Raw genomic sequence first — 22,332 nt, forward strand, 5'->3', positions numbered from 1 at the left:
ATGCGCGGCCGAGACCGGGAGGAGGCGTGATGGACGAAGGTCCTGGCCATAGTCGGCCCTTTCCCTTGACGTATTCGCCGTCCTCGCCGTCCCACCGCCGCCCGAGGCGCCCCGTCCTTCCCTGACCCGATCCGGTCCACTCCGCCCTTCCGCCCGTCCCGGCGCGGGCGGCCCTGGCGCATGCCTGGAACCGGCTCCGCGGTCGCGGACGGCGGCGGCGCACCGCCGGGCGGCCCGATGCCCCGTCCTGTCGGGGCGAGGGGGTTCCCACCATGGCTGCCGCCACCCTGTTCACGTCCACCACCGCCCGGCTGCGCGACCGCACCGTCGCCGCCGAGCGCCGCACCGCCGTCACCCGCGCCGTCCGGTCGTCGCTGGTCTCGCTCGCCGGGCTGGTCGGCGGGCCGGTCGCCAACCAGGCCGGTGAGGAGGTCGGCCGCGTCGTCGACGTCGTCGCCCGCCTCTACGGTGCGGAGCCGTACCCGCCCGTCACCGGCCTGATCATCCGGATAGGCCGGCGCCGCACCTTCATCGCCGCCCGCGCCGTCGACCGCATCATGACCGGCCGGGTCCGGCTGCGAACCGCCCGGCTGGACCTGCGGGAGTTCAACCGCCGCCCCGGCGAGGTGCTGCTCGCCCGCGACGTGCTCGACCACCAACTCGTCGACGTCGACGGCGTCCAGGTCACCCGCGCCGCCGACCTCTACCTGGCCCCGCTGGCCGCCCGCACCGTGCTCGTCGGCGTCGACGTCTCACTGCCCACCCTGCTGCGCCGGCTCGGCCCGCGCCGCTGGCAGGTCCGGCCCACCCCGGAGCGCGTCCTCGACTGGCAGTCCGTCGCCCCGTTCGGCGAGCAGGCCACCCACGGGCCCGCCGAGGTACGGCTGCGTGCCTCCCGCTCCGCGCTGCACCGGCTGCGCCCCGCCGACCTCGCCGACATCCTGGAGGACCTCGGCCGGCACGAACGCCAGCAGCTGCTGGGCTGGTTGGAGCCGGAGCAGGCGGCGGACGCGCTGGAGGAGATGGAACCCGCCGAGCTGGAGAACCTGCTGCGCGAAGTGCCGCCCGAGCACGCCGCCCGGCTCGTCGACGAGATGGAGCCGGACGAGGCGGCCGACGCCCTGCGCGACCTCGCACCCGGCGAGCGCGAGACCCTGCTGGCCCGGATGCCCGAGCCCGAGGCCGCCGAGCTGCGCTCCCTGCTCGCCCATCGCGAGGGCACCGCGGGCGGCGCGATGACCACCCTGCTGGTCACCGCCGGCCCCGCGCACACCGTCGCCCAGGTGCGGGCGGAACTCGCCGCGCAGGCCGAGCACCGCACCGACATCGACGCGGTCACCGTGCTGGACGACGACGGGCGGCTGCTCGCCGACATCCCGCTGTTCGACCTCGCCGTCGCCGAGGACACCACCGTGATCGGTGATCTCGCCAGCTGGCTGGGCCAGTTCGGCCCACCGGTGACCGTACGGCCCGACACCCGCCTGGCCGAGGCCGCCGACCGCCTGGTCGCCGCCCGGGCCACCTCCCTGCTCGTGGTCGACGACTTCGGGCGCCCCCTCGGCCGGGTCCTGGCCGACGACATCCTCGACTCGCTGCTGCCCGAGCGCGGGCGCCTGCACTTCCGGAGGCTCCTCAAGTGACCCGCGACCTCGACGCCCACCGGGACGTCGCCACCCGACCGGACACCGCCGACGCCGCGTCCGTCCCGGCGCCCGATCCCGCGTCCGACGCCGCATCCGTCCCGGCGTCGGCGCAGCCATCGGCGCAGCCATCGGCGCAGCCATCGGCGCAGACGTCCGCGCAGGACACCGGGAACGCCCCGAGCACCCCCGGGCGCACCGGCCGCCGCCGGGGCCTGCGCCGACTCGCCGCCGTCGCCATGGTGGCCGGCCCCGGCCTGGTCGCCGCCAACGCCGGCAACGACGCCGCGGGCATCGCCACCTACGCCAGCGCCGGCTCCCAGTTCACCTACGGGACGCTGTTCTTCATGGTGCTGGTCACCGTCGCCCTGGTGATGGTGCAGGAGATGGCCGTCCGGCTCGGCGCCCACACCGGCAAGGGCCTGGGCGCGCTGATCCGCGAGCAGTTCAGCCTGCGCCTGACCGCCCTCGCGGTGTTCTGCCTGCTGCTGGCCAACACCGGCCTGGTGGTCAGCGAGTTCGCCGGCATCGGCGCCGCCTTCGAGCTGCTCGGCGTGCCCAAGTGGGCGGTCATCCCGCCGGCCGCCGTCCTGCTCTGGTCGCTGGTGCTGTTCGGCTCGTACAAGTGGGCCGAGCGCATCTTCCTGGTGATGTCGCTGGCGTTCTTCGCCTACCCCGTCGCGATGGTCCTCGGCCACCCGGACTGGGGGCAGGTCGGCGAGCACCTGGTGGTGCCGCACCTGGAGCCCGGCAAGGACTTCATCCTGCTGGCCGTCGCCCTGATCGGCACCACTGTCAGCCCCTACATGCAGTTCTACGCCGCGGCCGGCGTGGTCGACCGCGGCGTCAAGCCCGCCGACTACAAGCTGATCCGGGCCGACGCCGTACTCGGCGCGGTGTTCGCCTGCGTGATCAGCCTGACCATCATCATCGCCACCGCCGCGGCGATCGGCGGCACCGGCCCGCTGGAGTCCGCCGCGCAGGCCGCCGAGGCCCTCAAGCCGGTCGCCGGGCACGGCGCAGAGCTGCTGTTCGCCTTCGGGCTGATCGGCGCCTCCGCCCTGGCCGGTGCGGTGGTGCCGCTCTCGGCCAGCTACGCGATCGGCGAGGCGGCCGGCGTCGAGCGCTCCGTCTCCCGCAGCTTCCGCGACGCCCCGCTGTTCCTCGGGCTGTTCACCGCCCAGATCGTCCTCGGCGCCGTGGTGGCGCTGACCCCGGTGGACGTCATCCAGCTGCTGATCGGCACCCAGGTCCTCCAGGGCCTGATCAGCCCGATCGTGCTGGTGTACCTGCTGGTCCTCACCAACCGCCGCGCCGTGCTCGGCGCCGCGGCCAACGGCCCCCGCTACCGCGTCGCGGCCACCGTCGTGGTGGTCGGTGTCGCCGCCATGTCGACGATCCTGCTCGTCCAGACCGTCCTCGGCTGGTTCGGCCTCGGCTGACCCGGCCCGGGCGGCGGCCCGCTCCGGCCCCGCCGGACGCCGGGGCGGGTCGTGATCAGTACTCGTTCTTGATGACGAAGAACGAGCCGCGGATGGTACCGGCGAGCTTCGACTTCTGCCGGGCGAACTTGAACCGGGACGCGAGCTCCTCCGGGACCTCCATCCCCTCGGAGAGCTTGAATCCGACGGCCCGCTTCCCGGCGTCGTCGAGGGTGGACATCACGCTGACCGACACTCCGCTCTCGTAGAAGACGTAGGCCATGCGGACGTTCTCGACCTGGAAGGGCTCGGCCCCCGCAATGGGGAGCCGAGCCCTCTCCAGTAGCGATCAGCTCGCGTCCGGGCTCTTGCCCGTCAGCGCGTTGCGTAGCTGGGCGGTGGTCAGTCGTTGTAGTAGGGGGTGACCGAGACTGTGCCGTCAGGGTTGATCATGCAGTTGTAGGACACGATCAGGTTCTGCGAGACCAGCTTGTTGCCGACGGCCTGGCAGTCCGCGATGGTGGTGCCCGGGACTACGATGTCCTGTCCCTGGTGCACCGCCGAAGCGGCCTGAGCCGCGCCGACGGCGGTGCCGGAGAGGGCCAGGAGGCCGGCGCCGGCAATGGCTGCACGCGTGAAATTGCGCATTCTTCCCTCTTTCATCGGGTTGTCGAGCACACCCCGCGGGGCGCGGGCGCTTTCCACCCGGGGGCACGGAGCAGCGTGTGCCCCTGCCACCCGGTACCGGCCCCGTGGACCGTTGCATATGACACCTTTCTCCGGTGCGGAGCTGCAAAACGAGCGACATGAAGTGACGTCTGCCACAGGAGCGTTGACCTGCCGTTATGTGATCAGGACGCCAGGGAGACAAACAGGGCCAGTCGACGTCCTGCAGCCAGGACGCGGATGGACGTCGTCGAGCACCACGTCGAAGGTGCGTGGGTGATCGTCTACGGCCCGTCTACACGAGTCCAGCGCCGCCGCGGCCTGTCCGACGCGTTGCCGAGCCTGCGCACCCGCATGCCCGCTGGGGGGGGTCTTCTCCATGCCGGGCTGGGACACGTACAGCTGTGGCCGAGGACGAGATCGATCTCGGCGAACAGTTCCTCGCCGACGGCCACGGCAGAGCCCAGGTACAGGCCCTGTTCCTTTGCGTGCGAGTGACGCCCTCGCCCACTCCCCAGCTGCGTAGCGGTCACGACCCGTCGGCCAGGGCGGCCTGCCCGTCGGGCCGGCGTTGTTCGGCCCACCCGCTGCCGGCGATCAGCCGAATGCCGAGCCGCCGATCGCCGCCGCCATCACGGCATGCGCGCGCTGAGGGTGCGTGCAACCTGGCGCAGCACCTTGTCGCTCCAGTTCCGGTCCGCTTTCAGGTACTCCCCCAGGCCGCTGGCCGTCGAGGTGCCGCCCACCTCGAACTCGTACGGTCCCTGGTGACAGGTCAGGTTGCCCCTGGAAAGGTCGCCGGCGTAGCAGCCCTGCGGGCCCAGTGAAGTGCCGAGGTCCTCGAACTCCTTGTGGTACTTGGTCGCGTCGTCACGGGCGTGGGCCAGGTCATCGGCATAGCTCTTCGCGACGAGCGCGGGATCGGCGACAGCGGTGAAGGTGAGCTTGATGCTGCTGTTGCTGGTGCTCTCGGACTTGTCGGGCAGGCCGAAGCTGAATTTGCAGCCGCCCTCGGGCACATCGCCCGTCGTGCCCTGATCTGCCTCGGACAGCGGGTTGAAGTTGATCACGGTGACCTTGACCGGCTGTCGCTTGATGCCGTCGGCCTGCGGAAGGATCGCCTTGATCTCGGCGTCGCTCAGCACCTCGCAGCCGCGCGGCCATTGGGCCAGGGCCAGCGAGCGACCCGACGGCGGCTGCGCGGCGAGCCGGTTCCCCGACGGCTGCGCGGAGCCGAACCTCAGGGCGGGCACCTCCTTGCTGCATCCGGCGAGCAGGAGTACCGCGGCCCCGACCAGGGCCGTGGCAGCGGACAGTGCGTGGGTGCGCGTCGTCATCGTTCCCCCCGGAATCGTGCGTGTGCGTGACTGGCAGGCGCGCCAGCGAACAGGACAGGGATGATCCTTCCATTGGAAATACCCATGGTCCATCCGGCCATCACCCGCCTCTCGGTCCTGCACGGGGAACCGAGAACACCGGGCGACACCGTCGACTGGGACGAGTCACCCACGCCGGCTCTGCCAGGTCGCCCGGACGATCATCCCTTCCAAGGAGAGGTGCTCGCTGGACAAAGGTGCTGGCGGGGGTACTGCAGGCGCAGTCGGAGCCGTCGTAGAGGTGGCAGTGGACGAAGTGCCGGACGGCTGGCGTGCTGGGGCTGGCTCATCGGACTTCCCCGCTCTGCTGGGGGGAACCAAAAGCCGTCGCCGTCCTGCCGAAGCGCTCCGCGCCGCCGTCGCCGCTGACGGGCCGGCGAACGGCGGGTTCGACGGCGTCGCAGTAGTGGTGCGTCTCTTGGTGCTTTCGGGGGAGGCTGCACTGGACGTTGGCAGCCGGAAGGTTTCGGGGCAGCGGACCTGCTCGCCCCACTGCGGGGTGTCGACGGGCTGCGGGCTGGTTCATCGGCTGGTCTCCTCGATGGCGAGCCGGTCTGCGGCGGCGCCGCGGATTCGGGCAGGGGCGAACCGGACGAGGGCGTCCGGGTCGATCACGCGGACCGGATCAGCAGGTGCGGGGACGCGGGCGCAGCCGGACGGCCCGCCGGCGCGGGCGCCTGGTCGAGGGTGTCGTCCATGCCGGAGGCTCTACCCGCCCCGCCGAACCTGACCACCACCCGGACGGATCAGCTCGCCCGTTCTCACCGGTCGCTGATCTGGCATCCGAGATTTTACCGGCGGTGTCGGGGACGGCTATGACCAGCTCAGGACGTCGGTTGCGGCTGCACGCGGAACGCAGGCGGCTGCGGTGGGCAGCGCTGGGTCTTCATTGCTTGACGCGCGGGCAAGGCTTCAAGAGGAGCTCGAAATGCCATACCAGCCGCCGTTTTGCTGGCGCCCCTGCTGTGTGTCGATATGACGGCGCCAGCCGAAGCAGCCATCGATCACGTCAAGCCGGTGCCCCCATCCCCGGTGACGGGCCAGCTCAGCAGCGGGTGCGGGCGTGACGCGGCCCCTGGACATCCTTCCGAACCCCCTGCGCCGCGGACCTGCGCGGCCGACCCCGATGGGCGGCGGAGGGAGCGGTCACGGCCAGGACCATCGCCAACCCAAGCGGAACCAGCAGCAGAATCATCGACACGGCCATCCACGCCTCCCAGGAATCGTCGAGCACGGCACCGGTCCCTGCGTCCTGCCCCGTATCGCGGACACCATGTCAGCCGCTGTGGTCGTCGCCCTGGCCCATGACGGCGCCCTGCGGCGTGAGGAGCTCGTCCAGCTCGACGTCGGCGACTTCGAGCCGGCCTACTGGCTGATCCACCTGCGCGCCGTCACCACGAAGTCGATGCACGGGAGGTGGCATACGGCGAGGCGACATCGCAGCTCTTCGCCGCGTATCTCACTGAACGCCGAAGACTCTTCGGGGGGAGCAGCTCGGTGCCCTCCCACCGGTAGGGGCCAAGCGTCGGGTACTCATGCCTGATTCAACGAGGCGCCGCCCAGCCGAAGGACGGGTCCCGGCGGGCGTGGGACTTCGAGCTAGGGCCTGGGGAGCCGATAGCGTCGGTGGAAGACGCCCCGAAGCGGGGCGGGTGTCGATGGATCGGAGCCACCGTGGTCCCCATGACCGTGCAAGAGATCGCCGAGGCCGTCGGGGGCGCCCTGCACGACGTCCCGGACCCGGACGCGGTGGTGGACCGGCCCGGCGTCATCGACTCGCGGCTGGTGGAGCCGGGGGCGCTGTTCATCGCGCTGCCCGGTGAGCACACCGACGGGCACCGCTTCGCCGAGGCCGCCGTGGCCGCGGGCGCGGTGGCGGTCCTGGCCGCGCGGCCGGTCGGGGTGCCGGCGATCGTGGTGGGGGACGTACAGAACGCGATGGGCGCGCTGGCCCGCGCGGTGCTGGCCCGGCTGAACGCGCCGACGGTGATCGGCCTGACCGGCTCGGCCGGGAAAACCAGCACCAAGGACCTGCTGGCCCAGGTGTTGCAGACGATGGACACGACGGTGGCCACCCCGCTGTCGTTCAACGGCGAGATCGGCCTGCCGCTGACCGTCTTCCGGGCGGACGAGGGCACCCGGCTGCTGGTACTGGAGATGGGCGCGCGCGGCAAGGGGCACATCGCATACCTGACGGGGATCGTCCCGCCGAAGGTGGGCCTGGTGCTCAACGTCGGGACCGCGCACGTCGGCGAGTTCGGCGGCGGGAAGGAGTCGATCGCCGCCGCGAAGGGCGAACTCGTCGAGGCCCTGCCCGCCGACGGCCTGGCGGTTCTGAACGCCGACGACCCGTACGTCATGTCGATGGCCCCGCGCACGGTCGCGCCGGTCCTCACCTTCGGCCTGGACGGCGGGGACGTGCGGGCCGTCGACATCGAGCTGGACGCCGCGGGCCGACCCTCGTTCACCCTGACCCACGAGGGCGAGCAGGCCCGCGTGACGCTGGGGCTGCACGGCGCCCACCACGTCGCCAACGCGGTCGCCGCCGCTGCCGTGGCCATCGGCCTCGGTGCGGGCGTCCGGCAGGCGGCCGAGGCGCTGAGCGGTGCCCGGCAACTGACACCGGGTCGGATGGACGTCACCGAGCGTCCGGACGGGGTGACGGTGATCAACGATGCCTTCAACGCCAACCCCGATTCGATGGCGGTCGCCCTGGCCGCGCTGACCGCGATGGCCGGTGACGGGCGGAGGACGGTTGCGGTGCTGGGTGAGATGCGGGAGCTGGGCGAGGAGTCGAACGCCTACCACGCGGAGCTGGGGCGGATGGTGGCCCGGGCCGGTGTCACGGACTTGATCGCGGTCGGCGGGGCGGAGGCCGCCCTGGTGCACGCGGGCGCGGTCGAGGGCGGTGTGACGGCCGCGCTGGTGGCGGACCGGGACGCCGCCCTCGACCTGTTGCTGACCTACCTCAGGCCCGGTGACGTGGTGCTGATCAAGGGCTCCCACAGCGTCGGGCTCGAGGACACCGCGATGCGGCTCGCCAAGCCCGACGCCGGGGGCGTCGCGCGCTGACTATGCGGCCGGAGCGGGCGCCGGCGTCCGCGTGCAGGAGAGTAGAGCTCGGCCACCACGCCCGGTGAACGGCCGCTCCGGCACCCGGCCGGGAACCGGAAGGTGGCGGCCGAGCCGGCTGCGGCCGCTGCTGGTCAGCAGCAGGTCCACCGGGTGGCCGGCACCGTCGACGTCCTCGCATCGCAGCGCGAGGCCGAGCCCGTCAGGCAGTGGTTGCGGTAGGCCGGCGGCCCGGGACCACCGGGCCGTCACCGCGTACGTGCCGGGCCGGTCGAGCCACTCCGTCCCCCACCGCGGCCGCGAGGGCGCCACCGTGAGGTGGCCCGTGAGAATGACCCCGTGCGGATGCAGGGCGGGCCGCCCTCGCACGTGGCTCACGACGCGAGCAGCCTGGAACGCCAGTCGCTCCGGCCCGCTCGCGAAACCACCCCCACCCCAGCTGTCGGACATGGCCCACGCCTACCCCGTTCGACGCAGCCGACGCGTCCGGAGTGTGGGGCGCCCCGAGCGGGGCAGCCGCCTGGCCGGAAGAACCCGAGCGAGGAGGCGGTCATGCCCGAAGCGGTCACCGTGGCGCGCTCCCAAGGACTGTTCAACCTGGTGGGCGGCCTGTGGCCCATCCTGTCGCTGAGAACCTTCGAAGCGGTCTACGGTGCCAAGACGGACCGCTGGCTGCAACGCACCAACGGCGCCCTGCTGGCCGCCACCGGCATCAGCCTGCTGCTCGCCGAACCGAGCACCGAGGGCATGCGGCACGCCCGCCGTGTCGGCGTCGGCAGTGCGCTCACCTTCCTGGCCGCCGACCTGGTCTACGTACCGCTACGCCGGATCCCCGCCACCTACCTGCTCGACGCCGTCAAGGAGGCAGCCTGGTTGACGGCATGGGCGGTCGTCCAGCGCCGGGAGCCCGCTCACGGCCCTACCGCGCGCCCACCGGACGAGCGGTGACCGATGGCGTGCCCACGCCGAGTCGTAGCCGCGGTCGGCGAAGAGCCGCTGGGGGGGCGTCCACGCAGGCCCCGGATGCGGGGAATGGCGTCGAGCAGCGGGATGAGCTGGGTGACGTCGTGCCGGACGAGGAAGACGACGATGCCGTCCACTGAGCCGCGCAGGCGGGCCTAGGGGGCGAAGTGACCGGCGTAGAGAGCGAATCCGGCCGACGCGCTGCGCACCACAGCAGCACGGCGAGGACGCCGCCCGGCGAACCCCGGCGCACACCCCACGCCTCACACGGCCGGTGCGAAACAGGACGAAACCGGGACCGTGACCACGCCAGAAGTGACACCTGGCGTCAACCTTCAGCTCCCGGGCGACGGCTGTCCGGTGAGCTGGCCGAAGACCTCACCGCCCGGCGGACGTCTCTCGACGACGGCTCCTGCCGACGAGCCGCCCCACCGGCCCCCAGACCGCCCCGACCAGGGTCAGCACGGCACCCGTCACGGTGGTCCCGAGGATCACGTCGAAGGGCCCCGGCTCGGAGATGCCGCCGGGCAACGCGGCGAATCCGGAGGCGGGACTCAACGTTCCGTTCATCGGCCAGGCGACCGCATCGACGTGCGTCGACACAGCGGTCAGCGGGAGCGTGCCGAAGGTGCCGTCCTGCAGGTGCATGCGGGAGTCCACCGCGTCCTCCCGGTTGTCACCGAGCAGGAAGAGCCTGCCGTCCGGTACCTTGACCGGCCCGAAAGGCATCGCGGAGGCCGACCCGCTGCTGCGCAGATACGCCTCCGTGATCGGCTCTCCGTTGACCGATAGCTTGCCGCCGTCGCCGCAGCAGGCGACCACGTCACCACCGACGGCTACGACGCGCCTGACCATGGGCTTGGTGTCCCACGCCCCGGCCTTGAGGACCACCACGTCGCCCCGGTGGACGTCGTTGCCGTCCACGTGCCGGGTCAGCACCCGGTCACCGTTCAGGAGGGTCGGAGCCATCGACTGGGAGGGCACGGTGTACGACTCGTACTGCATGGCGCCCCAGGTGAACCCGCCGAGCAGCAGGGCGCAGCCGACGCCCAGGACCGCTCGCCGGGCGATCCGCTGCGCGCGGCGCCGGCCCGGGAGTTGATGCTTCGCCTGCGGTCCGGGATCCGGCTGCCCCGCTGGTCTGGGCGGCAACGCCGGCTGCGTGGGGAGGCGGTGCGGGGTCGAGAGAGGCATCGGTTCGGCGGCGAGGGCCGATCCCGGGCCGGGCGCCATGGCCGCTGCGAGGCCGATCGCGGCCGACGGGGAGACCGGGACGGCCGGTGCCGATGGTGGCGACGTGTCCAGGGCGCGCAGCTCGGCGTGGACGGCCGCTGCCGAGGCCGGGCGGTCCGAGGGGTCCTTGGCCAGCAGTCGCAGCACCAGGTCGTCGAGGGCCTCGGGAACCCCGCGCCGCAGTTCGCCGGGCCGCACGGGCGCCTTGTGCAGATGGGCGGTCATCATGGACACGGCGCCGCTGGCCTGGAACGGCGTGCCGCCGGTGAGGAGTTCATGCAGGACGCAGCCGAACGCGTACAGGTCGGTGCGGGCGTCACCGCTGTGGTCCTCGAACCGCTCGGGCGCCATATAGGCGAGAGTGCCCATGACTTGGCTGGACTTGTCGGTGGCTTCCATGAAGCGGGCGATCCCGAAGTCGAGGATCTTGATGTCACCGCCTTCGGTGAGCATGAGGTTGGCCGGTTTCAGGTCCCGGTGCACGATGCCCGCCCCATGGGCGGCGGCCAGCGCGTCCGCGAACTGGGCGGCCCATCCCACCGCGACGGGGACCGGCGGCGGCCCTTCCTCGCGCAGCACCGTGGCCAGGTCCCGGCCGACGACGAACTCCATGACCAGGAAGAGCGTTCCCTCGCCCAGGTCCTGGCCGATGTCGTGGACGGTGACGACCCCGCGGTGACTGAGCCCGCCGGCGGTACGCGCCTCACGGAAGAACAACTCGGCGCTCGGGTCGTCCCGGCGGTAGGGAAGGAGTTTGACGGCGACTCGGCGTCCGATGACACGGTCGCGGCCCTCCCAGACCTCACCCATGCCTCCCCGGCCCACGAACGACACCAGCTCGTACCGGTCCCCGAGTACGCGCACGCCCATCCCTCCCCGCGCTGATCCGGCACGCCGTCGGCCGCACCCTGAACCGTGCCAATGTAACCCCACCTTGATCCCCGGGCGAGACTGCCCCGAGCCGGTCCGGTGGCCGAACGCACCCGGTCGGTCTCGGAGTTGAGCCTCGCCGCCGCGAAGGAGCCCGAACGGCCTTGTTCCTGCTCCGACGTTGGCAGCGTCTCCAGCAACGACACGTGCTCGGCGCGTGGGATCGACCGGGCCCTGTATCCCCCGAAGTCCTGGACGGACGACCGCGAGCGCCGGGCCGCGGGGATCGGTGACAACGTCGGGTTCGCCACCAAGGTCCAGCTCGCGAGGGCGTGGTCCGCCGCGCGATCGACGGCCGGGTCCCGTTCCGTTGGGTGACCGCGGATGCCGGCCACGGCTACAGCAGGGGCCGGCGCTGCGAGTTGGAGCAGGCGGACGTCTTCCATGTCGTGGCCGCCACTCGCCACGACACCGTTGTCACTCGCCGGGCCCTGGACCACCCGTTCCACGACCTGGTTGCGGGCCTGTCCCGGCAGAAATGGGAGTGCCGTGCCTGGCGGGTCGGCTGGGCCTTGTGCACCCTGTCGGCCCCTGCCCGTGGCCGTCGTTTGCCCGAAGCAACTGTGGGAAGCCGCGTCCGGACCGCGGATTCGTAGACGAGACAGGCATCGGCCGACCGGGCCTCTCGGTGTCGATCCGCGTTGCACAACCGGATCCTGGGCAGATGGCGGCATGCTCGGGGGTGGGGGCAGCGTGCCGGCGCCCTTTCGGGGTAGGCGGTGCACCTGGCCGCAGCCTGATCGTTGGGAGAACACATGCCGAAGAATGTCGTTGAGCTGATCACCGCGGACCACCGCGAGGTGGAGAAGCTGTTCGAGCGCTTGCGGGCGGTCGGCGGGGACCGGGTCGCCGTCCTCGACCGGGTCCCGGCCCTGCTGATCGTCCACTCGCGGGCCGAGGAGGAGTGGGTGTACCCGTCGTCACGAAGCAGGCGCCCGGGGAGACGGCGCAGGTGGCCACAGCGAGGACGAGCAGGAGCAGGCGGAGCACCTGATCAAACGTCTGCAGGCCACCGATCCGGAGTCGACGAAGTTCGACACCCTGGTCGTCGAGCTCGTCGAGGCGGTCAGGCACCACGTCGAGACTGAGGAGTCCGAGATCCTGCCCGCGCTGCGGCAGGCGGTGGACGAGCGGCGGGCTGCGGGAACTCGGCGCAAAGTTCCAGGAGCGGCGCGAGGAAGCGCTCGCCGAGGCATAGCGGGAGGCGGTCGAACGTCACGGGGGCAACACTCCGACCGAGGACGAGCTGTACCGCCAGGCCCAGGAGGCGGAGATCCCGGGACGCTCGCCGATGACCAAGCACGAACCCGCCGACGCGCTGGACGCCCGGGGGTGACGACACCCCGATTGCACGCGCACCGGGCGGCGGTGCCCGCGCAGCGGACCCGCGCCGGTGATCACGACGCCCGCCGTACGCCCCGTGGCCGCATGGCGGCCGCCCCCTGAGGAGTCGACGAAAGGACGCCGAGCATGCCGCTCAAGCGAGGCCAGCACAACGATCGCCCCAGCCGTGACCTGGAACTGAACCCGGTCTTCAGCCGCGAGCCCGTCAAGGTTCCCCGTGATGCCCTGCCGAAGGGGGAGATGGAGCCGGAAACCGCCTACCAGCTGGTGCACGACGAGCTCATGCTGGACGGCAATGCCAGGCTGAACCTGGCCACGTTCGTGTCGACCTGGGCCGAACCTCAGGCGCTGCGGCTGATGGCCGAGTGCGCCGAGAAGAACATGATCGACAAGGACGAGTACCCGCAGACGGCCGAGCTGGAGACGCGCTGCGTGCACATGCTCGCCCGGTTGTGGAACGCCCCCGACTCCCACCGGGCGGTGGGCTGCTCGACCACCGGTTCCAGCGAGGCGGCGATGCTCGGCGGCCTGGCGCTCAAGCGCCGCTGGCAGCAGCGCCGCCGCAGCGAGGCGCCGACGGCCAGGCCGAACCTGGTCATGGGCATCAACGTGCAGATCTGCTGGGAGAAGTTCGCGGACTACTTCGACGTGGAGGCCCGCTACGTGCCGATGGAGGGCGAGCGCTACCACCTCTCCCCCGAGGCCGCGGTCGAGTTGTGCGACGAGAACACCATCGGCGTTGTCGCAGTGCTGGGCTCCACCTTCGACGGCAGCTACGAACCCGTGGCCGAACTCGCCGCTGCTCTGGACGGCCTGCAGGAGCGCACGGGTTTGGACATCCCGATCCACGTCGACGGCGCCTCCGGCGCGATGATCGCCCCGTTCCTGGACCGGGAACTCGTCTGGGACTTCCGGCTGCCGCGTGTCGCCTCCATCAACACCTCCGGCCACAAGTTCGGCCTGGTGATGCCCGGCGTCGGCTGGGCGCTGTGGCGCGACGAGCAGGCCCTGCCCGACGACCTGGTCTTCCACGTGAACTACCTGGGCGGTGACATGCCGACCTTCGCGCTCAACTTCTCCCGCCCGGGTGCCCAGGTCGTCGCCCAGTACTACAACTTCTTGCGACTCGGATTCGACGGCTACCGTCGCGTCCAGCAGACCTGCCGCGACGTCGCCACCCGGCTGGCCGCCGAGATCGCCAAGCTCGGCCCGTTCGAGCTGGTCACCGACGGGAGCCAGACCCCCGTCTTCGCCTTCCGCGTCCGCCAGGGGATCGAGGCCTTCAGCGTCTTCGACGTCTCCGCCGCGCTGCGCGAGCGCGGCTGGCTGGTGCCCGCCTACACCTTCCCGAAGAACCGGACCGACCTGGCGGTCCTGCGGATCGTCGCGCGCAACGGCTTCAGCCACGACCTCGCAGACCTGCTTCTGACCGATCTCAAGCGCGTCCTCGAGCGCCTGGAACACCAGAACGGCCCGCAGCGCAGCGCCAACGACGCGGGCGGTTTCGCACACGGCGCAGAAACCAAGAACCCCAAGCATCCAGGCCGCAGCTGACGCTCCGGCATGCCGCGCTGCGGGTCACGGCGCCTACGGCGCATCATCTGCTCGGCTGCCCAGCCCGCACCGCGACGATCCTCCGCATGTCCAAACGAACGACCCTCATAACCGGCCATCCCGGCCGGCACAGCACTGTTCGACTCCGCGCCTGGGCAGGTGCCCGCCCGAGCTTCAGGCGCAGGCATCATCACCGGACTTCCGACGCTCCGGGCCCCAGGAACCCGTGCCGCACGGCCACTGCGAAACTGACGTCGGCCGCGACCGGGCCCGGGAACGACGCGGGTTCGTTCCGCAACGGCCCGGCCAGCGGGAGGCCGGCCGGGCCGTACCGGCAGCCGGTGCCTAGGCTCGTGTGCCCGGCGGTCGGGAACGCGAGCTGCCCGCCTCCGGCTACCACCAGGCCGCCCGCCTAGCCCTGTCCAACCCTGTCCAGGCCCTCACCTGGCACGAGCGCTCAACCACGGCGCCGACGTGCCGCCCTGGACCTCGTCCGCCATCAGAGAATGTCGGCGAACACGATCACCACGGCGCTCTTTCCATACTTGTTCTCCATGTCCCCTTGGTGATCGCCCTTGCGCACCAGGATCTGCTTGACCTTGATCTTGGTGCCGACCGGGAAGGTCATCTCCTGCTCGGACTGGTTGTTCTTGCCCAGCGCCCGTCCCTGGTGGCCTTCCGGCAGGCTGAACTCCCACACGATCTCTTTGCCCGCCACGTACGAGTGGGTCAGCGGATCGCCGTATGTGGTCGACAGGATCGCGGGCCAGGTGATCGTCTTGTTGATCGTGACGTAGCCGCCGTCCGGGTGGTTCTCGTGCTTCAGGACGCCGCCGAACGACTCGTACAGGTACTTGCTGTCGCCGCGCACGACCTTTCCCTCCGCATTCGCGGGCGGTGTCGAGAAGTCGCTCCACACGCCGTTGATCCGGGCGAACATATCGAAGGTGTTGCGGAGGTCATTAGCGTCCCAGCCCTCCGCGAGGGCCTCGTCCGCGTAGTTACGCGCGACGGCCACCTCGCGCCAGGCCGCGAGCACCTGCGCCTCCTTCGGCTTGTAGGAGAAGCCTGGCTGGATGATCTCGTCAGGGGTGTAGCCGACCATCTCGAAGGCCGCGAGGAGCGGGTTGATACGGCGGTAGTCCGCACTGAGGTAGTTCTCGCCGAGGTCGAGGTCCTGCTGCTTCTGCCTGGCCGCGACGGCCTCCGGGGCCAACTCCACTTCGCGGGCGGCCAGATAGGCCCTGCGGGACTCCTCGCGACCCTCGACGGTGCCCCACTCCTTGGCGATCGGGGTCGCACGGACCTTCTTGCCGTCGTCGCCGACGATCAGATAGGAGCTGAACTTGGAATTGACGATCTTGTAGCCCATCGGGCTGTCCGCCTCGTCCTCGTGCTTGACGACGGGGGTGTCCTTCGCGAGCCCCGGCCCCAGGACGCGCTGGACGGCCACCTCGCCGCGCCGCCCGTGCGCGTGCGCCGGCTCCATGGTGTGCGCGTGGTCCGCCGGTGCCGGGCCGGACATCGCGCGGGCCGCGTTGGCCTCCGCTTCCTGTTCGAATCGGTCGGAGGGGTCGCTGACCCTGAGGCCGTCACCCGTGTCGGTGCCGGACACGGGGCCGGTGCGCTGCTGGATCACGTGGGTGAGTTCGTGGGCGAGCGTGTGCTTGTCCCCTCCGTCCGGCCCCACCACGACGTGGTTGCCCGAGGTGTAGGCCCGAGCGCCGATCCCGGCGGCGGACCGCTGGGCCGCCTGGTCGGTGTGGACCCGCACGTCGGAGAAGTCCGCGCCGAGCCTGGCCTCCATCTCGTCGCGCAGCGCGCGCTGGAGCGGCTGCCCCGGCGAAGCCAGCACCCGCTGCACGGACGAACTCTGTACGGAGGGGTCCTGCGCGGAGCCGGAGCCCTGTGCCAAGGAGCGCTGCACCATCCGTGTCACCGCCGCGTTGCCCACGGAGCGCTGCAGCGTCGCGAGCAGTTCCGGGCCGGGCGCGGGATGCCCGGGCACCGGGGACGCCCCCTGGGCCCGCGGCCCCGTCCGGGCGCCCCGGGGCGCGGGGGCGGGCCGCCCCGGCTGTTCGCGTTCGCGTTTCATGGTGGCTCTGGCTCCTGTGGCTGGTGGTCCGGTCTCCACTCATAGCACCCTCCGACCGCCGGGAGAGAGGGCTGCGAGGGCAATACCGAGGGCAGACCGGACAGCGGATTCCGCCCCGCCGCCACACCATGCAAGAAGCTCCTGAACCGCGGCGGCAAGGAGGAGCGCTGGTGGCACTTCGAGGTCAGGTGCGGCAACGACGCGTTGTGGAGCGCCTGACCATCCGCCACCAAACGGGCGAGGTCCTTCAGTCGCGGACGGCTCGGGCCTCAATGCCAGCCCGCGCAGTCTCCGAGCAAGCTGCTCGATCTCAGCAACGTCGCCCCGTGCTGACCTGACTGCCAGCCTCGAGCATCCTCCTCGCCTCATTCAGGTCGATCGCCCCGGGGCGCTGGTGAATGCCGGGCACACGCCGGCCAGCAGCCCCTCGCCGAGCGCTCGGGGTCCGCTGGCGCCGTCGTTGCCGCCGGCTCCGTTGCCGCCCGCCGATTCCTCCGGTGCCGCCTTTTCCGCCCCGGCCTCCGACGCTGGTGCCTGCGGGGGTGGGATTACCGCGCCAACGGGCGCGGGCTCCTCCCGCGTCTCCCGCGCCGCCGTCTCCGCCCCGGCCGCCGATTCGTCCGGGCCGGCGGTCGGGTTCTCTGTTGGACTACTCGCAAAATGGGCCGTTGTACCTCGGCTGGCGGGACCAACGGCCCTCGGTGCCGGGCCTTGGCCTGGCGGATTCGCAGGCAGCCGCTGCGAAGCCGAGTCGGCAGGCATGACCCGGGCTCCGGTGGGCAGCCGAGCTGGCGAGAGGGCGGACGACACCGGCAACGCCGCCGCAGGGCCCCACGCAAGGGCCCCGCGCAGCCCGACGAGGTCGTCCGTGACCCGTGCAACGAGAGGAGAACACCATGACCACGGCTCGCGAGATCATGACCGAAGGCGCCGAGTGCATCGGCGAGCAGGAGGCCGTCCTGGAGGCCGCCAAGAAGATGACCGAGCTGGGCGTCGGCGCCCTGCCGATCTGCGGCACCGACGACAAGCTCAAGGGAGTCCTCACCGACCGCGACATCGTCGTCAAGGTCCTCGGGGCCGGCAAGGACCCCGCCCGGGTGAAGGCCGGCGAACTCGCGCAGGGTGAGGCCGTCACCATCGGCGCCGACGACGACGCCCACGAGATCCTCCGCACCATGGGCTCCCACCGGGTTCGCCGGCTGCCCGTCATCGACGGCCACCGCCTGGTCGGCATCGTCGCCCTGGCAGACGTCGCCCGCGCCCTGCCCGACGCCAAGGTCGGGGACCTCCTCGAGGCCATCTCCACCGACTGACCACCCCGCCGCACTGCCCACCGGCCGGCCGGCCCCCTCACCCAGCGGACCCACGACCATGCCGCTCTTCCCCCACCCCGACATCACCACCCTCGACGCCCTCGCCGACCTCCTGCGCACCCATCCCGACCGGCTGTACGTGCGCTGGTCCCGCGGCCCCGACACCGACCTGACCGACGACAGCCGCAGCCTCGACGACCTCACCGGTGTCCCCCTGCCAGGGCTGTCCGTCACCCCGCTCGCTGTCGAGGACTGGTGGCAGGACCGCCCGCTGCGCCTGTGGGTCGCCCGCCGCCTGTACGACTACTGCCACCTACGGCGCGACAAGGCCCCCGGCGTCCATCCCTGGATCCTCACCGGCACGGAGACCGGCCGCGGACCGGACAACGAACCGCTGCTCACCGACGCCCGCCCGCTCGCCCGCATCAGCCCCGACGTCATCGCCCAGGCCGAACACGAGATCACGCACCAGCCCGGCGCCTGGGGTCCGCTGCGCCGTACCGGCCGGCCGTGACACCGCCGGCGCAAGCGCCAGAGGCCGCCTTCGCCGTCCGCCGGGTACCGCGTTGCCTCCGCCGCCCGCATCCTCGGCGAGGTCAACCTCGTCCCCACCGAACTCACCGGCACCCACGCCCACACCGTCTTCGGCGCCCTGCCCCTGGCCGGGCCGGCACCCACCACTCGCCGCGGCGTCGCCCTCCTCCGTCCTCGCCAACTCCGCCTCACCCCGGCGCCATCCCCATCCGCTCGGTGTGCGAGCACTACCTGCTGCCCTTCGTCGGGATCGCCCACGTCGGCTACCTGCCCGGCCGGCGGATCCTCGGCCTGTCCAAACTCGCCCGCATCGTCGAGCACTTCGCCTGCCGCCCCCAGGTTCAGGAACGCCTGACCAAGCAGATCGCCGACTGGATCCAGAACACCCTCGTTCCCAAAGGCGTCGGCGTCGTCACCCCACACCTCAACGGCAAGGTCGAACGCCCCCACCGCATCGGCGCCGAGGAGCTCTACCGCATGCTCGCCGGTGTCGTCATCGACGACACCGGCGTCCTCAACGACAAACTCCGAGAATGGGAGGACTATTACAACTACCACCGCCCACCCGGCGCTCTCGGTGGCCAGACCCCCTATGAACGCCTCAAGCAGAAGGCCCAGGCCCGGATGTAACCAAGCTCCGGCAGATGCACAGCTAGGCCGTGGCCTGGAGACCCGGTGAGATTGATATGACTGTGGGGTCACAGGGGTGATCTGACGGTGCTCACCGGGAAACCGTTCACGAGCGGCATCGGCGTTGGTCGGCGGATGGAACGTGGGAGCGGCTGCCCCAGCGGGTGCAGGCCGAGGCGGACGTGGCCGGGGACATCGACTGGGACGTGTCCGTGGACTCCACCTCCGTGCTCGCTCACCAGCACGCGGCCGGTGCCCGACACTCGCCGCCCCCGCGCGTCAGAGAGGGCTCCTCCCAGGCAGTCAGGACTGCTCGGATCCGGGCGGAACTGGTCGCCCTGCTGGCGGAGGTGGTACGGGAGGTGAGGTGCTCGCCCCTCACGCGGGGCATCACCACAAGAGTCCACTGAGCGCGGACGGCCACTGCCGGGTCCTCTCTATAGCCCTGACGTCCCGTCAGCGACCCGACTGCATCCAGTTCGAGTTACTCCCCGTTCGGAGCCCGACGCCCGTGTGTCGGTGCCGGCGCCCCGTCCACCGGATCGGTTGGTGCTGCTCCGTGGTCCCTGGTTGGTTCAGTGTTGGACGACGAGGACGCAGTCTTCGGTCTCGGGGTTCCTGGGGCCGGGGGTGTCTCATACGCTTTGGGCATGAAATCCGGGGAGGATGCTGCGGTTCGCAGCGGGAGTCTGGGGTCCGTCGCCCATCGGGCTCGATGGGTCGTCGGCGGCTTGGGCCTGCAGTTCATAGGCATCGGGGGGCCGCTCGCGTATGTGGCGGCGAGGGTCAAGCATGAGGACGTGGGTGGGCTGGTCACGCTCGCCACCGTGCGTCTGGCGTGGCACGAGTCCTTGCATGCCAAGGCGGGGATCGCGTTGTTGGCGGCTGGCATCGTGCTGTTCGTGGTCGGCTCCGTGCTGTTGGCCCGGCCGTTCGTTCGGCGCAAAGTGACGCTGCTGCTGGCAGTGCCGGCCGCGGCGCTGGTTGGCGGGCTGGTGATGGGCGCCGCGGCGTTGCTCGTCGTGGTGGTGGTCCTTGTCGCGCTGGGTGACTCGTCGGGGTCTGGCGGAGGCTCGAGTAGTGGTTCCGGTGGCAGTGGCGCCGGTGGGCATCACTCCGGCGGTAGTAGCGGCTCCAGCGGGCACAGCTCCGGGGGCGAAGGCGGCAGTGCCTACGACTTGTCCGGCCTGAACACGAACGGTTCGTCTTCGTCGAAGGTGCCGCGGCGGGAAGAGGAAGCGGCACGCTATCCACGTCCCGTCGAGTGAACCGCAGGCATCGCGCACTTCAGCCGGATTTTTTCCATTCCCGCTGGTCAACGGCGCGATTGAGGGGAGTTTGGCGGGGTGGGTGCGGGTGTGGGGCGGTCTTGGCCGGGCGGTCTTGGCCGAGCGGTCTTGGCCGGGCCGTCCCACCAACGGATGACTTCGCCGCATGTAGTGACTGCGGCGGGGTTCAACTGCCAGCAGACGGCGAATGTCGGCCGGTGCGAGGTCTACGGGGTCGGGTGCGTCCCGTTCGGCACCCTGTTTTCGCGCTCCTGACTGGCCATCACCGCCAAGAAGGCGTGGGCGAGCGTGGCGAGCGGTGACGTGCCGGTACCAGCCCACGTGGCGGCGGCCTTCGTACTGGTCCTGACCGCATTCGTCCTTCGCGCCCTGCGAGCATTCCTCGGGCTTGGTGGTGCTGCGCCGGCCGGCATCCACCGCTGCCGGGTGGGCTCGTCGCCGTCGAATTTCCATGCGGCGGCAGGCCCGCGGCGGCCCAGTCGTAGGAGCGCTCGTCCTTCGCGCCGCTCCTGGCTCATAGTCGCTGCCAGGCTTCGGCCGGGGCTTGGCCGGTGAGGTGGTCCATGCGTGGGCCGTGGACCTGGGACTTGGGCACCGCACCGCCACGACATGGATCAGTCGACGGTGAGGGTGTTCTGGGCGGCGCCGACGCGCCAGGTGTCGTTCTCCTTGACCAGGACATAGAAGGGGTGGCCCTCGGGCCGGTCGGCGATCCGGGCGCCGTCGTGGCGGACCGGCTGCTGGCGGACGTTCACCGCGGCGACATCGGGCCGCAGGAACAGCACGCGCTCGACGTCGTAGACGGCGGTGGACTCGGCCGTCGCACCGGGCAGCACCTTCCGGGTGAAGGCCGCGATCTCCTCGAAGCCCGACAGCCGCTTGCCGTGGCCGGTGGTCCACACCGGGTCCTCCCGGCGGAAGACACTCAGGAACCGGTCGACCAGCTCGTTCTGCTGGGCGTGCTCGATCTCGGCGACGAGGCGGCGGATCGCGGCCACCTCAGCGTCGGTCTCCGGGCCGTCGGGGGCGCCGAACACCTCGACCGGCCGGTACGAGCCCGACGCGAGTTCGGCCACCGCGCCCGGCCGGCTCGGCCGCCAGCCGAGAGCGGTGCGGGCAGCGGCGCCGCTGACGCTCTGGTCGAGGGCGAGGGCGTCCGCGAAGAGCGCGCCGAAGACCTCGGCGGCTTGCTCCACCGGCACCGCGTGCGGGGCGGCGAGCACTCCGGCGGCGCGTCCGGCGGCCCGGGCGAGATCACGTACGGGGACGGCCGACTCGCCGACGCCGTGCCAGACGGTGCCGGCCTCCGCCCGCTCGACGGCGGCCACGAACAGCTCGGCCAGGTCGTCCACGTGGACGGTCGGCCAGCGAACGCCCTCTTCGCCGTAGTACTCGGGCATGCCCTGCCGGCGGGCCCGGTCGACCAGGATGGCCGGGATGCCGCCCCCGCGGCCGTACACGATGCCGGGCCGCACGACGACGGCGCGCACGCCCTCGGCGGCCTCGGCCAGCACTCGCTGCTCGATCCGCGGGCGGTAGCCGACGATGTCGATCGGGTCGGTCGGGGCGTCCTCGCCGACCTCCTGAGCCTCGCCGGTCGCGCCGAGCACCCAGACGCCGCTGGTGTAGACGAACGGGCGACCGGTCCCGCGCAGGGGCGTGGCGAGCGCCTCGATGACAGCAGTGTCGACGTCGACGTCGCCGCTCGGAGGAGCCAGGTGCATCACGGCCTCGATCTCAGGCGTCACCGCTCCGGCCAGCGAGGCCGGGTCTGCGGTGTCACCGACTACCCGGGCGTACCAGGCCCGGCCGGGCTGGGGCTCGGCGCCGCGCGTGAGCGCGACGACCTGGTGGCCGGCGGCGGCGAGGTGTTCGGTGACGGCGGAGCCGATGTAGCCGGTGGCGCCGGTGAGAAGGACCTTCATGGCGTTCCCCCATTGTCGAAAGCGTCGAAAATTTCGATGTCGAAACTATAGGTAGGGCCGTTGGTCCACGACGCCGGCGAGGCGGTGAAGGCCGAGGCCGACGCCGAGATCGAGGAGCGGTCGATACCGGCGGCTGCCTTGGCCTGGCTCCGCTCCGGGCGCTCCGCGTCGGACAGCAGCTCCGAGGCCTCCAGCGAGGTGTACGGGTGGGCTCGCGTTGCCGTGGAGACCCGGGAGTGGAACGTCATCACGCGGCGCAGGCCGAGGTCGGCGAGCGGGCCACGCCGATGAGGTGGTCGAGGTCCATCACCCGTCCTCGTCGAACGCCAGGATCGTGCTGCCGCCGA

General features: G+C 71.4%; 16 protein-coding genes and 5 pseudogenes. 12 read left to right on the forward strand and 9 right to left on the reverse strand.

What is annotated here, in order from left to right:
* Positions 1-272: 272 nt before the first annotated feature.
* A complete protein-coding gene (locus ACZ4WV_RS17490; RefSeq protein ID WP_465747525.1) occupies positions 273-1,640 on the forward strand; it encodes a magnesium transporter MgtE N-terminal domain-containing protein in 1,368 nt (455 codons plus the stop codon).
* A complete protein-coding gene (locus ACZ4WV_RS17495) occupies positions 1,637-3,082 on the forward strand; it encodes a divalent metal cation transporter (RefSeq protein WP_465747527.1) in 1,446 nt (481 codons plus the stop codon). Before ACZ4WV_RS17490 ends, ACZ4WV_RS17495 begins: the two co-directional genes overlap by 4 nt.
* A 55-nt stretch (positions 3,083-3,137) precedes the next feature.
* Here the strand turns inward: ACZ4WV_RS17495 and ACZ4WV_RS17500 are convergent, their stop codons facing one another.
* The 3 genes from ACZ4WV_RS17500 to ACZ4WV_RS17510 all read right to left on the reverse strand — a co-directional run bounded on the left by ACZ4WV_RS17500 (position 3,138) and on the right by ACZ4WV_RS17510 (position 5,064).
* Positions 3,138-3,344 (reverse strand): hypothetical protein, encoded by a 207-nt coding sequence (locus tag ACZ4WV_RS17500; protein ID WP_465747529.1) that lies wholly within the window; start codon positions 3,342-3,344, stop codon positions 3,138-3,140.
* Between the two features lie 119 nt (positions 3,345-3,463).
* Entirely contained in the window at positions 3,464-3,709 is a 246-nt protein-coding gene (locus ACZ4WV_RS17505; RefSeq protein ID WP_465747531.1) for a hypothetical protein, read from the reverse strand.
* Between the two features lie 650 nt (positions 3,710-4,359).
* Positions 4,360-5,064 carry a hypothetical protein gene (locus tag ACZ4WV_RS17510; RefSeq protein ID WP_465747533.1) on the reverse strand — a complete coding sequence of 235 codons (705 nt, stop codon included), beginning with the start codon at positions 5,062-5,064 and terminating at the stop codon, positions 4,360-4,362.
* Between the two features lie 1,713 nt (positions 5,065-6,777).
* Between ACZ4WV_RS17510 and ACZ4WV_RS17515 the strand changes: the two genes are divergently transcribed.
* Both ACZ4WV_RS17515 and ACZ4WV_RS17520 read left to right on the forward strand, forming a co-directional pair.
* Positions 6,778-8,175, forward strand: coding sequence for a UDP-N-acetylmuramoyl-tripeptide--D-alanyl-D-alanine ligase (locus ACZ4WV_RS17515; protein ID WP_465747535.1), 1,398 nt, complete (start codon positions 6,778-6,780; stop codon positions 8,173-8,175).
* Positions 8,176-8,727: 552 nt separating this feature from the next.
* Positions 8,728-9,123 carry a hypothetical protein gene (locus ACZ4WV_RS17520; RefSeq protein ID WP_465747536.1) on the forward strand — a complete coding sequence of 132 codons (396 nt, stop codon included), beginning with the start codon at positions 8,728-8,730 and terminating at the stop codon, positions 9,121-9,123.
* Here ACZ4WV_RS17520 and ACZ4WV_RS17525 read toward each other — a convergent pair.
* Positions 9,115-9,245, reverse strand: a pseudogene (locus ACZ4WV_RS17525) (IS5/IS1182 family transposase); the annotation flags it as partial. The gene ACZ4WV_RS17520 and the pseudogene ACZ4WV_RS17525 overlap by 9 nt on opposite strands.
* A gap of 271 nt (positions 9,246-9,516) precedes the next feature.
* A complete protein-coding gene (gene lepB, locus ACZ4WV_RS17530) occupies positions 9,517-11,241 on the reverse strand; it encodes a signal peptidase I (protein WP_465747538.1) in 1,725 nt (574 codons plus the stop codon).
* Positions 11,242-12,056: 815 nt separating this feature from the next.
* Between lepB and ACZ4WV_RS17535 the strand changes: the two genes are divergently transcribed.
* Both ACZ4WV_RS17535 and ACZ4WV_RS17540 read left to right on the forward strand, forming a co-directional pair.
* A complete protein-coding gene (locus ACZ4WV_RS17535; RefSeq protein WP_465747540.1) occupies positions 12,057-12,389 on the forward strand; it encodes a hemerythrin domain-containing protein in 333 nt (110 codons plus the stop codon).
* A gap of 382 nt (positions 12,390-12,771) precedes the next feature.
* Positions 12,772-14,199, forward strand: a complete 1,428-nt coding sequence (locus tag ACZ4WV_RS17540) for a glutamate decarboxylase (RefSeq protein WP_465747542.1) — start codon at positions 12,772-12,774, stop codon at positions 14,197-14,199.
* A 499-nt stretch (positions 14,200-14,698) separates the two neighbouring features.
* On the opposite strand, the gene ACZ4WV_RS17545 is transcribed toward ACZ4WV_RS17540, so the two are convergent.
* The gene (locus ACZ4WV_RS17545; protein ID WP_465747544.1) at positions 14,699-16,294 is read right to left on the reverse strand and encodes an eCIS core domain-containing protein; all 1,596 of its coding nucleotides are present in this window, start codon (positions 16,292-16,294) and stop codon (positions 14,699-14,701) included.
* 896 nt (positions 16,295-17,190) lie between these two features.
* On the opposite strand from ACZ4WV_RS17545, the gene ACZ4WV_RS17550 reads away from it, so the two are divergent.
* From ACZ4WV_RS17550 to ACZ4WV_RS17575, 6 genes and pseudogenes are all read left to right on the forward strand, one after another.
* The gene (locus ACZ4WV_RS17550) at positions 17,191-17,607 is read left to right on the forward strand and encodes a CBS domain-containing protein (protein ID WP_465747546.1); all 417 of its coding nucleotides are present in this window, start codon (positions 17,191-17,193) and stop codon (positions 17,605-17,607) included.
* A 58-nt stretch (positions 17,608-17,665) separates the two neighbouring features.
* Positions 17,666-18,121 (forward strand): DUF6098 family protein, encoded by a 456-nt coding sequence (locus ACZ4WV_RS17555; protein WP_465747548.1) that lies wholly within the window; start codon positions 17,666-17,668, stop codon positions 18,119-18,121.
* Between the two features lie 221 nt (positions 18,122-18,342).
* Positions 18,343-18,555 (forward strand): annotated as a pseudogene (locus ACZ4WV_RS17560) (GTP cyclohydrolase I); the annotation flags it as partial.
* Positions 18,556-18,771: pseudogene (locus tag ACZ4WV_RS17565) on the forward strand (integrase core domain-containing protein); the annotation flags it as partial. It abuts the pseudogene before it with no gap.
* A gap of 98 nt (positions 18,772-18,869) precedes the next feature.
* Positions 18,870-19,043, forward strand: a pseudogene (locus ACZ4WV_RS17570) (IS5/IS1182 family transposase); the annotation flags it as partial.
* A 378-nt stretch (positions 19,044-19,421) separates the two neighbouring features.
* A complete protein-coding gene (locus tag ACZ4WV_RS17575; RefSeq protein WP_465747550.1) occupies positions 19,422-20,039 on the forward strand; it encodes a hypothetical protein in 618 nt (205 codons plus the stop codon).
* Positions 20,040-20,269: 230 nt separating this feature from the next.
* Here ACZ4WV_RS17575 and ACZ4WV_RS17580 read toward each other — a convergent pair.
* The 3 genes and pseudogenes from ACZ4WV_RS17580 to ACZ4WV_RS17590 form a co-directional block, all read right to left on the reverse strand.
* Positions 20,270-20,658: pseudogene (locus ACZ4WV_RS17580) on the reverse strand (IS701 family transposase); the annotation flags it as partial.
* 16 nt (positions 20,659-20,674) lie between these two features.
* Complete coding sequence (locus ACZ4WV_RS17585) at positions 20,675-21,985, reverse strand: SgcJ/EcaC family oxidoreductase (RefSeq protein WP_465747552.1); 1,311 nt, start codon at positions 21,983-21,985, stop codon at positions 20,675-20,677.
* Positions 21,982-22,236: a hypothetical protein gene (locus ACZ4WV_RS17590; RefSeq protein WP_465747554.1), complete on the reverse strand. Its 255-nt coding sequence runs from the start codon at positions 22,234-22,236 to the stop codon at positions 21,982-21,984. The genes ACZ4WV_RS17585 and ACZ4WV_RS17590 overlap by 4 nt, the downstream gene beginning before the upstream one ends.
* Positions 22,237-22,332: the final 96 nt, after the last annotated feature.

It is taken from the genome of Kitasatospora sp. NPDC029312 (genome assembly GCF_055569215.1).

What these genes read in the sequence shown, in the direction of transcription:
- ACZ4WV_RS17490 (WP_465747525.1), top strand. Translation starts at nt 273, where the DNA reads ATGGCTGCCGCCACCCTGTTCACGTCCACCACCGCCCGGCTGCGCGAC.
- ACZ4WV_RS17500 (WP_465747529.1), bottom strand. Translation starts at nt 3,344, where the DNA reads ATGGCCTACGTCTTCTACGAGAGCGGAGTGTCGGTCAGCGTGATGTCC.
- ACZ4WV_RS17505 (WP_465747531.1), bottom strand. Translation starts at nt 3,709, where the DNA reads ATGCGCAATTTCACGCGTGCAGCCATTGCCGGCGCCGGCCTCCTGGCC.
- ACZ4WV_RS17510 (WP_465747533.1), bottom strand. Translation starts at nt 5,064, where the DNA reads ATGACGACGCGCACCCACGCACTGTCCGCTGCCACGGCCCTGGTCGGG.
- ACZ4WV_RS17520 (WP_465747536.1), top strand. Translation starts at nt 8,728, where the DNA reads ATGCCCGAAGCGGTCACCGTGGCGCGCTCCCAAGGACTGTTCAACCTG.
- lepB (WP_465747538.1), bottom strand. Translation starts at nt 11,241, where the DNA reads ATGGGCGTGCGCGTACTCGGGGACCGGTACGAGCTGGTGTCGTTCGTG.
- ACZ4WV_RS17535 (WP_465747540.1), top strand. Translation starts at nt 12,057, where the DNA reads ATGCCGAAGAATGTCGTTGAGCTGATCACCGCGGACCACCGCGAGGTG.
- ACZ4WV_RS17540 (WP_465747542.1), top strand. Translation starts at nt 12,772, where the DNA reads ATGCCGCTCAAGCGAGGCCAGCACAACGATCGCCCCAGCCGTGACCTG.
- ACZ4WV_RS17545 (WP_465747544.1), bottom strand. Translation starts at nt 16,294, where the DNA reads ATGAAACGCGAACGCGAACAGCCGGGGCGGCCCGCCCCCGCGCCCCGG.
- ACZ4WV_RS17550 (WP_465747546.1), top strand. Translation starts at nt 17,191, where the DNA reads ATGACCACGGCTCGCGAGATCATGACCGAAGGCGCCGAGTGCATCGGC.
- ACZ4WV_RS17555 (WP_465747548.1), top strand. Translation starts at nt 17,666, where the DNA reads ATGCCGCTCTTCCCCCACCCCGACATCACCACCCTCGACGCCCTCGCC.
- ACZ4WV_RS17575 (WP_465747550.1), top strand. Translation starts at nt 19,422, where the DNA reads ATGAAATCCGGGGAGGATGCTGCGGTTCGCAGCGGGAGTCTGGGGTCC.
- ACZ4WV_RS17585 (WP_465747552.1), bottom strand. Translation starts at nt 21,985, where the DNA reads ATGAAGGTCCTTCTCACCGGCGCCACCGGCTACATCGGCTCCGCCGTC.